The 11,164-nt window shown below is 64.0% G+C and carries 10 protein-coding genes; 5 read left to right on the forward strand and 5 right to left on the reverse strand.

Going from position 1 to position 11,164, the window contains the following annotated elements; translation table 11 throughout:
• Together MFF55_RS22170 and MFF55_RS22175 are read right to left on the reverse strand one after the other, a co-directional pair.
• A partial coding sequence (locus tag MFF55_RS22170) for a hypothetical protein (RefSeq protein WP_238246287.1) occupies positions 1-182 on the reverse strand: 182 nt, incomplete at its 3' end.
• A 98-nt stretch (positions 183-280) separates the two neighbouring features.
• Entirely contained in the window at positions 281-850 is a 570-nt protein-coding gene (locus MFF55_RS22175) for a hypothetical protein (protein WP_238246288.1), read from the reverse strand.
• A 120-nt stretch (positions 851-970) separates the two neighbouring features.
• On the opposite strand from MFF55_RS22175, the gene MFF55_RS22180 reads away from it, so the two are divergent.
• On the forward strand, positions 971-1,231 hold the full coding sequence (locus tag MFF55_RS22180) for a helix-turn-helix domain-containing protein (protein WP_238246297.1): 261 nt from the start codon (positions 971-973) through the stop codon (positions 1,229-1,231).
• 258 nt (positions 1,232-1,489) lie between these two features.
• On the opposite strand, the gene MFF55_RS22185 is transcribed toward MFF55_RS22180, so the two are convergent.
• Positions 1,490-5,125 carry a PAS domain S-box protein gene (locus MFF55_RS22185; RefSeq protein WP_238246289.1) on the reverse strand — a complete coding sequence of 1,212 codons (3,636 nt, stop codon included), beginning with the start codon at positions 5,123-5,125 and terminating at the stop codon, positions 1,490-1,492.
• Between the two features lie 227 nt (positions 5,126-5,352).
• On the opposite strand from MFF55_RS22185, the gene MFF55_RS22190 reads away from it, so the two are divergent.
• Entirely contained in the window at positions 5,353-5,499 is a 147-nt protein-coding gene (locus MFF55_RS22190) for a hypothetical protein (RefSeq protein WP_238246290.1), read from the forward strand.
• A gap of 430 nt (positions 5,500-5,929) precedes the next feature.
• On the opposite strand, the gene MFF55_RS22195 is transcribed toward MFF55_RS22190, so the two are convergent.
• On the reverse strand, positions 5,930-6,133 hold the full coding sequence (locus MFF55_RS22195; protein WP_238246291.1) for a hypothetical protein: 204 nt from the start codon (positions 6,131-6,133) through the stop codon (positions 5,930-5,932).
• Positions 6,134-7,686: 1,553 nt separating this feature from the next.
• On the opposite strand from MFF55_RS22195, the gene MFF55_RS22205 reads away from it, so the two are divergent.
• Together MFF55_RS22205 and MFF55_RS22210 are read left to right on the forward strand one after the other, a co-directional pair.
• Entirely contained in the window at positions 7,687-8,730 is a 1,044-nt protein-coding gene (locus tag MFF55_RS22205; protein ID WP_238246293.1) for an SDR family oxidoreductase, read from the forward strand.
• A 356-nt stretch (positions 8,731-9,086) separates the two neighbouring features.
• Complete coding sequence (locus MFF55_RS22210; RefSeq protein ID WP_238246294.1) at positions 9,087-9,233, forward strand: hypothetical protein; 147 nt, start codon at positions 9,087-9,089, stop codon at positions 9,231-9,233.
• Positions 9,234-9,661: 428 nt separating this feature from the next.
• Here the strand turns inward: MFF55_RS22210 and MFF55_RS22215 are convergent, their stop codons facing one another.
• Positions 9,662-9,931, reverse strand: coding sequence for a hypothetical protein (locus MFF55_RS22215; protein ID WP_238246295.1), 270 nt, complete (start codon positions 9,929-9,931; stop codon positions 9,662-9,664).
• Between the two features lie 95 nt (positions 9,932-10,026).
• Between MFF55_RS22215 and MFF55_RS22220 the strand changes: the two genes are divergently transcribed.
• Positions 10,027-10,980: a LysR family transcriptional regulator gene (locus MFF55_RS22220; protein WP_238246296.1), complete on the forward strand. Its 954-nt coding sequence runs from the start codon at positions 10,027-10,029 to the stop codon at positions 10,978-10,980.
• Positions 10,981-11,164: the final 184 nt, after the last annotated feature.

The raw sequence follows: 11,164 nt of genomic DNA on the forward strand, positions 1-11,164 counted from the left end.
TGGAAGGTCTCGAACAGCTCTAGGAGCGACTCAAATTCCTGATCGGATCGCGCGGTGTTGGCTGCTCCTGATGTGGCCGAGAGTGCAGGCAGGGCGGCCAGCAGTTCCATGAGGCGCCGTCGCGTGGGATGGCGTGCCGCCGGCGCGTCGCGGGAGAGCGTTGGCGTGTGATCAAGGTTCATGCGTGAGGCCTCGTCGCAGGTTTCGCGACGAAGCTTCATGGGAGCCTAGGCTTTGTTGCGGCTTCCCGCGTAAGGCAGCGCAGGGGAGGGGCTTGCGCCTACTCGCCGAACTCGGCCTGCACGAAGATCTCGTCCTTGGCGGCTGAGGTCCACATCACCGTGTAGTTCCAGAGATGCTGGCCACGGGAGGTGAAGAGCCGCGCGCCGCACATGCGCCGGTTCTCCAGGGCCGCCCGCACCCGCAGCATGTTCTCGTCAGGAGGCGTCGTCTGCCGGGCCGGCTCCGAGCCGGATGCCGCGTTGATGGCGGCGGCGAACGCCATGTAGTCAATGACGTCACCGATACGATGCACCTTGATCGTGCCGAGGATCGGCGAGGTGTTCGCCTCGATGGCCTGCTTGAGCAGGCTCTTGACCACGGCCGCGTCGCAGGCGGGCAGCAGGCCCTGCACGAAGCCGGCCTCGGTCCCGGACCCACCCTCGCCGGCAAAGGCCGCTCTCACCATTCGGTAGGCGGGGAACATAATGAGGACCAGCGCCATGCCGAGCAGGTAGGGCGTGAAGTGACCCTTCGCGCGGCTGCGGAACTCCTGGACGAAGCGCTGTCCAAGCCCAGCGGAGAGCCGACGGGCAGCGGGGAGGGGCTCTGGGTCTCGGGCATGGGGCACTCCGGGTTCGTGGCAGGCGGAGGTTCACGCGGGCCGGCCTGAACTTGCTCGGAGCTTAGCCTTAAGGTGTGGCTATAGCCGGTGGTTTGATGGCCACTGGGATGGTGCCTGTTCGGAATGCTGAACGGGCGCGCCTTGCTGGCTTGGAATCCACGGCGGGTGCGTGTGGCGGCCGGCGTGAGCCAGGAGCGCCTGGCGGCGGATGCGGGTGCGGACCGGGCGTATCTCGGCGGCCTGGAGCGGCAGGTGGAGAACCCAACGGTGGACCTCTTGGACCGATTGGCCGCGGCGTTGAGCGTGCCGCTCGGTGAGCTGTTTGTGCAGCCCGCGGAGAGCGAAACGCCGCCCCAGCCGCTCAGGGGCGGAAGGCAGCGAGCGTAGGGCTCAACGGTAGTTATGCGCCATAAGCTGCCACTGCGCTCAGGCAGGCTAAACGGCTGCTCTCGACCCTTCCCTGGCTCTAGGGAGGATCGTCTTCGAACTATTTGGTGACGCAAAAAGATACGCCGGGGTTGGGGAGCTTCTTTTCCGTCCAGTTTCCAACGAGTGATCCCTTAAGCGGCGTCGGTGATTACTAGTGCACCTTGTCGTGGGCGCTATGGTCTTCTCTTCTCGGACGAGCAGTACGGCTTTTGGCCTTCAGCCTAGCGTCGCGAGGCTCGCGGCGAGTTCAGCATTCCGGAACGGCTTGGTCAAGCGCGGAAGGTCCGGCGCGATCCCAACCACGTCGGCATAGCCCGATACGATCAGAAGCTTGATCGACGGCCGATCTCTGCGAAGCACGGCCGCGAGTTCAGTGCCGGACATGCCCGGCATCAGGTGGTCCGTCACAACAAGATCTGGCCTCACGCCGCGGTTCAACAGCCGCAGCGCCTCCTCGGCCGACGAGGCCTCGACCACTGAGTAGCCGAGCTCGATCAGCATGTCGGCCGTGCTGAGACGGACCAGGTCCTCGTCGTCGACCAGCAGGACGGTGCCGCTGCCGGTCGTCAGTGCCGGTTCCTCGGCGGTAACCTCCGTCGGCACCAGCTTCTCTCCCTGGGGTAGCCAGAGTTCGACGTTGGTGCCCATACCGGGGGTGCTTTGGATGGTGAGCGCTCCCCCGAGTTGTGTCGCCAGACCGTGCACCATGGACAGGCCAAGGCCGGTGCCCTTGCCGATGCCCTTGGTCGAGAAGAACGGCTCAATCGCCCGCGCTAGCGTCGCCTCGTCCATGCCCGTGCCCGTGTCAGCGACTGACAGGCAGAGATAACGGCCCGGCTTCAATCCGGAGCGGTGCTGACGGCCGACCGTCTCCGCCTCGACCGAGATGCGCAGCATCCCGCCATTGGGCATCGCGTCGCGTGCGTTCACCGCGAGGTTCAGGATCGCCATCTCAAGCTGGTTCGGGTCGGCGTTGGCCGGCGGCAGCGCGTCGGGGGTATCGACCACTACGCGAATCTGCGGCCCTGTTGTGCTCGCGACCAAGTCCGCCATCCCGCGCGTGAGCGCGCGCAGGTCGACCGGGCTGGACTGAAGTGGCTGGCGCCGTGCAAAGGCCAGCAAGCGCTGCACCAGGGTCTTGGCCCGCTCCGCCGACTGTGCCGCCCCGTCGATCAGGCGCTGCTCGCGCTCGCCGCCGATGCCACGCCGCTGAAGCACGTCGAGCACGCCGACGATCGGGGCGAGCAGGTTGTTGAAGTCATGCGCCACGCCGCCCGTGAGCTGGCCCATCGCCTCCATCTTCTGCGATTGACGGAGCTGCTCTTCGGCGGCGAGCTGCCGCGTGAGGTCGCGGCTCGCGCCGATCAGGCGCACGATCCGCCCATCGTGGTCGCGCACCGGTACGAGCACGGTGTCCCAGTAGGTCAGCCTGCCATGGAGTTCGAAAGTCTCGCGGTACTGGTAGACGCTCCCCTTCGCGATCAGGCGTCGGTAATGCTCCATGACGAGTGCAGCCGTCTCGGGCGGCAGGATCTGGTCGATGCGCTTGCCCCGCACCTCAGCGAGGGGCAAGCCAATGCTCGCTTGGTGGGCCGGGTTGAGGTCTTCAATCGTGAAGCCGCCGTCCTCAAGCACGTTCACGACAAACAGGGCCTCGGCCGTATTCTCGAAATAGGCTCGGTAGAGCGCGTCCGCGTCGCGACGAGCGGCCTCGGCTGCGGCTAGTGCCTCGCGCGCCGTCTTCTCGGCCGTGATGTCGCGTCCGATGCAGTAGATGAGGTCGCCCTCGGGCTCACACACCCAGGCGATCCAGCGCCACGAGCCGTTGCGGTGCCGATAGCGATCCTGGAAGTTGGTCGTTCTATAGCCGCCGGCCGCGAGCCGGGCGAGTTCGGCTGCGGTACGCTCGGCATCGTCTGGATGCTTGATCTCGGCTGCGTTGCGCCCCGCCAGCCACTCCGATGACCAGCCGAGCAGCCGCTCCCAGGCCGGGTTCGCGCTCAGCATCGTGCCATCGACCTTGGCAACGAGCATGAGGTCGGGCGAGAGTTGCCAGATGCGGTCGCGCTCGGCGATAGCTGTGTCGACCCGGCGTTCAAGGGTCTCGTTGAGTTCGCGAAGTCTGTTTTCCGCGTTTCGACGCGCCGAAACGTCGTTGAACAGGATTGCGACACGGCGCTCCTCGGAATTGCCTGTGCGGAACGCATAGACGTCGAACCAGCGACCGAGCGCGTCCGACCCCTGCTCGAAGCGCTTGGGCTTACCCGTCGCGGCCACGAAGCCGTACGTCTCATACCAGTGCTCCTCGAGGTTGGGTGTCGCCTCGCGCAACCAGCGTCCCAGGATGGTCTCTGGAAAGCCTGTTTGCCGAAAGAAGGCGGGATTTGCCTCCACTACGCGATAGTCGATCCGACCAACCGACCCTTCAAGATCCACCTCAACGACGCAGAAGCCGGACTCGATCGACTCGAACAGCAAGCGGTAGCGCTTCTCGCTTGCGCGAAGGCGCTCCTCCATGTCTCGGCGCTCGTCGATGTCGATGACAGAGCCGACGTAGCCCAGGTACTCACCGTAAGGGCTGAACCGTGCTGCAGCCGTGTCGATCGTCCAGCGGTAGACACCGTCGGCGCGGCGCAAGCGGAAGTCGACCCGGTAGTCGCGCCGCTCGGCGTTGGCCGAGACGAAGGCCTGTTCTGCGATAGCCCGGTCTTCCGGGTGAACGGCGTCGAGCCAGCCATAGCCCTCGCCTGCCGCCGGCGGCTGCCCGGTGAACTTGTACCAACGTGCGTTGAGGTAGGTGCAGTACCCACGCGGGTCGGTCACCCACATCATCACGGGCGCGTTGTCGGCCATGTTGCGGAAGCGCGCTTCGCCCTCGCGCATCCGATCACGGGTCACGCGCAGGTCAGTGATGTCTCGCGACACCGCAAGCACGCGCTCGGGCCGTCCATCCTCGCCGAGGATTGGCGTCAAAACTGAGTCCCACCAGCGAAGCTCGCCCTGAGCGGTCTTGAGGGAGCCCTCGAAGCGGCTCGTGGCTCCCCTAGCGGCCTCCGCTACCGCAGCGTGAGCAGCGGCGCACCAGTCTGGCTCAAAGCTCTCGGCCCACAAGCCACCGAGGTACGTCGTCATGTCGGTGATGCCGAGCGCGCGCTGGCCGCCTTCGCTCATGCGCTCCAAGCGCCCGTCGAGCCGGAGCACCTTGATGCAGTCGGCCGAGCTCTCGAGCACCCGGCGACTGAACTCCTCGCTCTCGCGCAGGGCGGCCTCGGAGGCGCGCAGCCGGTCGATCACCGCTTGCTGGCCGCGGGCGAGCTCACCCTGCCCCACCGCGTCGCCCCGCAACCGGACCACTTCGGTGACGTCTTGGACTTGGTGGAGGATGAGGGCGACGCTACCGTCCATGTGGAGCACGGGCGTATTGACGGGAGCCCACCACCGTTCGACGAAGCGCTCATCCGGTCCACGGACGGCGTAGCGCTGAACGGCCATGGTGTCGGCCGACCGCGTGGCGACCACCCGCTCAAGCGAGGCGGTGAGATGGCGCACGCCATCGGCGCTCGGGTCCTCCGGATCATCCGGGAAGACATCGAACAACCGGCGTCCGATCTGTTCCTCGCGTGTCGTGCGTGTTGCTCGAAGGCGAGCATCGTTGGCCGCCACGATGGTCCAGTCGGGCGGGGCCACCACAAGGAGCGGTGTGGGCGAGGCTTCAAACAGCGCCTGGAAGTCGGGGGAGGGACCGGCGGCGACTGTTTGCGTCAGCCGGCGATCCCTGGCGTCACGCTCCGCATCGGACGGACTGTCCAAGGACTGTGTGACGATGAGCGCTGAGGGATCAGGATTGCTCAAAGCGTTACCGTCTCGTTGCAGTAGGTAGCGTCCCTGCTTCCAGTCGTCGGTAGACAGGATTTGTCAGTGATGCTCTCCAACTAGCACAGGCGAGGGCTGCTCCTATACGACACCGTCGTGGCGACCGCAGCTTTGCGGAAGGGTGCTGCGGCTGAGAGGACACAGCACGTTCTTCTTGTTTGTTCCGGGCTCGCCGGTCATGAATTGGTGCAAGATCTCGGGCCTAGATGAGCCATCCCGCTCACCTGCCAGGCACGCGCATGTTGCTCGCCTCCCGCATCGTTCTCCGAGAGCACCGAGAGATCACCGCTGTCGCCATCACCTACGGCCTTTTCATAAGCGCGATGCTGATGCTGTTCTGGGTGATTGCCTGACGCCAGCTGAACTGCGGACTGAAGCAATCCAGGATAGCGTTGAGGCTAGCATTCTTTGGCTCCTAGTCACCTCCTGACGTATCAACCGCCCCACTTCTTTGGTGCAGCGTTCCGTATCACCAGCACGACCAACGTAGTGGGCCTGGTGCGCCACTCGCTTGTGGCTGTCAGCAGTGCATGCTCTGCCAGACGTCGGCGAGGACTGGGATTGCAACCTTATCGTTTTGTGTAGACGAGTGGCAGAGCGGCCGCTTCGCAACGAGCGTGAACCAATCCGCCCAGTCAACGGGCGCTCAGAAGCCATGTGACGAAGGGGCGTTCTACGAGGGTAAGCCCTGATGAAATTCTTCTTGCGAGAAGGTCGCGCTCAGGATTGTAAACGCAAAAGGCCAGCCTGGAGGCTGGGCCCTGCTGATCTCGTCAGGGCGGCTTATTCGGCCGCCGTCATCTCAGGCGTGTAGTGACCACACCAGTCGGAATTGGCAACAACCGGCCATAGCCCTTTCGACTCGGGCGCGGGCTGCGTTACAGGGGGATTGTAGCGGCACAGGCCCTGATCGCCCGAAGCCTGAGCTCCGTTCAGCTTGTGTTCGTCGAAGAATCTGCAGCTCTCGCAGTGCGCGTTGCCGGGCATGTGGTACTCCGTGTTGCCTCGGGCGGCTCAAACCGTCCTCAGGTGCAAATTAGAACAAGTCCAATCTGGGGGATCAACGGTAGACAGGCAGCGTGGTTCCCGACCAAAGAACGGCTCGCATTAGCGACCGATGTGACCTCTCGCTACAACAGGCCTCCGAGCGGGCACGTACCCTTCTCGGTCCAAGGCGTGATAGATTTTTCCAACGAGAAATTGAGTCAGTCGAGCTGAACATCACAGCGAGAACGTTGGCCGACTACGGCCCTTCGCGACTGTCTTTGCCGGAACATCTCTCTCACACAAGATGATCAGGTACGCGCCGGTTGATCTTCGCCAGAGGCTCCTGACAAGCCGGCTGATTACCGCTGAGGAACCCTCCAGACAGGCCGCCGTTCTGCTCACCACACAGAGCAAGAAGGAAACCTGTCCATGCGTCCAATCCTGATCCTGCCGCTCCTCGGTATGCTGGCGCTCGCCGCCTGCCAGGAGGAGAAGAAGCCTGCTGCGAACAATAACACTCCAGCCACGACGAATACGACCACTAGCCCGCCCACGGGAACGACCGGATCGAACAGCCCCACGACAAGCCCGAGTGCGACTCAGGCCAACCCGAACGCTGCCACCTCAACGGCACCCAAGCCTTAAGCGGGTGTCCCTGCGATAGTGGTCTGGAGGCAACGTCACTGGGTAGGTTATTGGACCGTCAGCGAGCGCGATAAGGTCCAACTTGGTGTTTTGGCGCCGCCTTAGTCGGATGCCGGATGTGATCACGATCCGTCGTCAGACCATGGAGCGTCCCTTAGCACGCATAACAAAGCCCCGGCACAAGGCTGGGGCTGAGCCAGAGACGAGTGTCCCCAGTAGAAAAGGCTGCCTTAGCGAGCGGCGGCAGCGACTTCAGCCACAACCCGCGGAGTCGCGGGGGCACGCGGGGTTAGGGATGGCGTGGTCGTCAACTCGGACGCTGACCGAATAGCGGCGGTAGCGCGGGCCTGCTCGCGGTAGAGCGTGGGCGTGAGGTGAATGACGTCGCCGGCGACCGCAGTCTCAGCCACGAAGGTCGCCGAGGCGAGCACAGCAAGCGCGAGAGCGTAGATGGGGCGCATGGGACATCTCCAGGTTCAGAACGGTCGTCTGCGAAACCGGCCGATGAGGGATTGAACCACGGATTTGTGCGATGCGGTATGTTGACTTTGCATTGCACCATAATGCGCGATCACATGGTCGCTGAACGTATTCTTCGTGTCACCCTTCGCAGGTTTGTCCACGGGGTAGGTCTGAAGCATGCACTTAGAGCATGAGAAGCTAAATCTTTGCCTCTGTTGATTTATATTTGAGGGAGTTGAGAAGCAGCACCCATCGGGAGCTCGCCATAACAAGCAGTGACGGACCTGCGGTTGCGGCGACCTCCGATTGGCAAAACCAAGGCGTCAGCTGTGACATCGGTGCAGACCAAAGCCTGCCTGCGGGTTGGCAAGGGCAGCAACAGTATGGCGGCTCGCGCGTAGCCCTTTCAGGACAGAGCGGATCCCAAGGCGAGGAGCGAGGAAGCAATGCGACACAAGCCGCTGAGCGAACAGGTCATCGTCATTGCGGGGGCTTCGAGCGGCATCGGGCTCGCGACTGTCCGCATGGCTGCCGAGAGAGGCGCCCGCCTCGTGCTGGCTGCGCGCAGCGGCGACGTGCTCGCTGGCGTGGCGAACGCGATCGAGGCCGAAGGAGGTCGAGCCATTCATGTCATTGCCGATGTCGGCCGGCGCGAGGACGTGCAAGCGATCGCCGACAAGGCCATCGCCGCCTTCGGCGGCTTCGACACGTGGGTCAACGTCGCCGGCCTGACCGTCTACGGCCCTTTGCGCGAGATCCCTTATGAGGATCACGAGCGCCTGATCCAGACCAACCTGTGGGGCACGATCAATGGATCGCTGACAGCGGTCGAGCACCTGCGAAAGCGCGGCGGAGCCCTGATCAACGTGGGCAGCGTGGCCTGCGACCTCGCCTTCCCGTTCCAGGGGCTCTACGCGACCTCGAAGCACGCGGTGAAGGGCTTCACCGATACGCTGCGCATGGAGCTGATCGCGGAGGGTGCGCCGGTCTCGGTGACGCTCATCAAACCGGCCTCCATCGACACGCCGCTGCCGCAGCGCGCTCGCAACTACATGGACCGGGAACCCTCGCTGCCGCCGCCGATCTATCCGCCGAGGGAGGTCGCCAACGCAATCCTGCACGCGGCAGTGCATCCTCAGCGGGACATCTTCGTGGGTGGAGGCGGTAAGCTGTTCGTGATGGGCAAGGAGTTCGCACCTGGGGCCTACGACGAGCTGGCGCCTGCCATCATCGCCCTGCAGAAACGTGCGGAGGCACCGAGAGAGCCCGAGGGCGCTCTGCACTCACCGAGGAACGCGGGACAGGTTCGTGGCGACCCGCCGATCTATGTCATGCGCACCAGCGCCTACACGCGCGCGACGCTGCATCCGGTCGCGACGACGTTGGGCTTGCTGGGCATCGCTGCGGTCGTCGGCGCGCTCGCAATGAGACGCAGTCCGGGTGAGCGACAACTAGACCAGGAGCGGCTTGCAGCGGCCCGCTTGCAGTAGCCATCCCGTCCGACAACTCCGTGAAATTAACAAGCAATGACGGGATCGAGCTGTCCTCGACAGTCCGTAGACCGCGTCGCAAAGGGTCAACCCTGGGCGAACGTCAGTGTTCGTCTCGGCGCTCAACTGCCCAGAAGCGGATCCGCAGAGGTCCACCCAATTGAGACGTTGGTCGGCGGCCGCTGTGCGCCAGAAGCAGAAACAGGGTTGCCGCCCGGGAGCAGACATCCAGGTCAGCAAGTTTGACCGTCTGGAGTCGACTCGTAGCGGACCGAACTCTTAGGTCGCCAGGTGCCTTGTCAACCTGTCCCCTCGAACTGGCCCTGCTTTCTCAGTAGGATCGCTTCGTCCCGCGCTTGGCGGGCTTCTCGGAGAGCAACATACAGCTTCTCGATGAGGAGATGACCGTCCCAGTCATCAGTGATCCGAATAACGGTGTCGCCGTGCTTGACCTCGAAGAGGCACGGTGCACGACGCTCGAACTCCTGGTCGCCGGGTGTTGAGATGAACGCTGATCGCCGGGAAGTCATTGTGGTCTCTCGCGTCGGAGGTGAACGCGCCGCCCCCGGAGACCTGTCTGGAAAAGAAATCGCCGCCGGAGTGCGGCGGCTTGGTATGATCGCTGGTCGTGACCGAACGCAGCCGCCTATGGTGAGGGCAGGCGATAGCTCACGACGTTGCTGGCGCGACGGATCATGGGGACTGCTTACGCCACCGTTTCATCCCCCGTCAACGAGACACACAGCAGGTCTGCCTCTCGCCTCTTGCAGCCCAAGCGCACAGTCCGTTCTGATTGTATCTAGATAACAAGAGGGCGAGCGTCAGACTCGCCCTCTGATTTCAGTGACACTGCTCCTCTTGGACAGCGTCTCCCAATTTTGCTGCTTGCGCTTTGCACGAACACCACATCCTTCAGCCGCACGGGGCCATCTCAGAAGGCTTGCGCGGAAGCGGTGACCTGCACAACAGGGGTCCTGATCCACTGCACAGCGCCGGCGACCGCAAAGCCACCCTGGCGCTGGACCTGTGCGCCGTTGGTCGCCCGGCCCAGCGTCTCGAGCGTCATAGCGCCGATAGTCTTGGCGCCGACGATCTTGGCCGCGTAAACGACCGCCGGTTCGTCAGCCCGGACGGAGGCGGTTCCCAGCGCGGCGAAGGCGAGCGCGGCGGCAGTGGAAAGCGAAATCAGACGCGTAGACATCAGTTCATCCTCAAATGGTACGGCGAGTTTCTCGTCGCTTCGTGAGGCTGAATGTGCTGAGTGGACCTCCATGAATCAAATGGATTAGTTTCATAATGCGCATCGATCACGTGCATCTCGGCAAGCTCGACCTCAACCTGCTCGTTGCCCTCGACGCCCTGCTGACGGAGCGCAGCGTGACACGGGCCGCTGCGCGGATCGGCCTGAGTCAGTCGGCCATGAGCCATGCGCTCGCTCGGCTCCGCGCGACTTTCTCCGACGAGTTGCTCACCCGGGCTCCGGACGGCATGCGGCCCACCCCGCGAGCTCTCGCCCTCATCGAGCCGATGCAGAGCGCCCTCTCGCAGATCCAGGCCATCACGGCACCGCCGGCAGCCTTCGATCCGGCCACGGCCGACGTCACGTTCTCGCTCGGCATCCCGGACTCGACCGAAATCCTGCTGATGCCTCGTCTCGTCGCGCACCTGCGAACCGTCGCACCGGGCGTGAAGCTCCTGCTGCACACCGTCGACCGGCACCGCATCCTCGACGATCTCGACAGCGGACGGGTCGATCTCGGCATCGGCGTTTTCGAGCAGGGGCAGACGCACCACAAGCGCCGCATCCTCAACAAGGAGACCTACCTGTGCGTCTTCAATGCCGAGCTTGTCGGGGTGAAGCCCCCGATCTCGCTCGACGATTACGTGCGGCTGCCCCACGTGCTGACGAGCCTCGTCGAGAGCGCCCACGGCGTTGTGGATGAAGCCCTCGCCAAGATCGGCAGAACGCGGGTCATCGCGCTGACCTCACCTCGGTTCACCATCATGCCCTTCGTGGTCCGGCAGGCTCCGGTGATCGCCACCATGCATTCCAGGCTCGCGCGCTTCTTCGGCGAGGCAATGGACTTGACCGTCAGTCCGGCGCCGATTGCGCTGCCGGATGTCTCCATCTCGATGATCTGGCATGCGTCGAACGACGAGGTGCCGGGCCAGCGCTGGCTGCGCGACACCATCGTGAAGCTGCGCCACACCGATTCTCATCCGTATACTGGAGAGTCACAGGGGTTGTAGCAACGCCGTTCGATCTCACCACTGTTCAGGAAGGCTCAAAGGCGCTTCGGCATACGTCCACACCACACTCACTGCAGCCGCTTGGGGTGGTGCAGTTCGGGTGTGCCCAACCATTCCAACCGGATCGGCCGCGGGTGCTGCGCGGAAGTGTGCGTCGCGCCCGGAAGCGGACGTTCCGCTTTCG

The organism is Methylobacterium iners, from assembly GCF_022179305.1.
In the GTDB taxonomy this organism is placed as follows: Bacteria; Pseudomonadota; Alphaproteobacteria; order Rhizobiales; family Beijerinckiaceae; genus Methylobacterium; species Methylobacterium iners.

Excerpts from the sequence above, each read along its gene's own strand:
- MFF55_RS22190 (WP_238246290.1), top strand. The coding sequence starts at position 5,353 with ATGAGCCATCCCGCTCACCTGCCAGGCACGCGCATGTTGCTCGCCTCC.
- MFF55_RS22195 (WP_238246291.1), bottom strand. The coding sequence starts at position 6,133 with ATGCCCGGCAACGCGCACTGCGAGAGCTGCAGATTCTTCGACGAACAC.
- MFF55_RS22205 (WP_238246293.1), top strand. The coding sequence starts at position 7,687 with ATGCGACACAAGCCGCTGAGCGAACAGGTCATCGTCATTGCGGGGGCT.
- MFF55_RS22215 (WP_238246295.1), bottom strand. The coding sequence starts at position 9,931 with ATGTCTACGCGTCTGATTTCGCTTTCCACTGCCGCCGCGCTCGCCTTC.
- MFF55_RS22220 (WP_238246296.1), top strand. The coding sequence starts at position 10,027 with ATGCGCATCGATCACGTGCATCTCGGCAAGCTCGACCTCAACCTGCTC.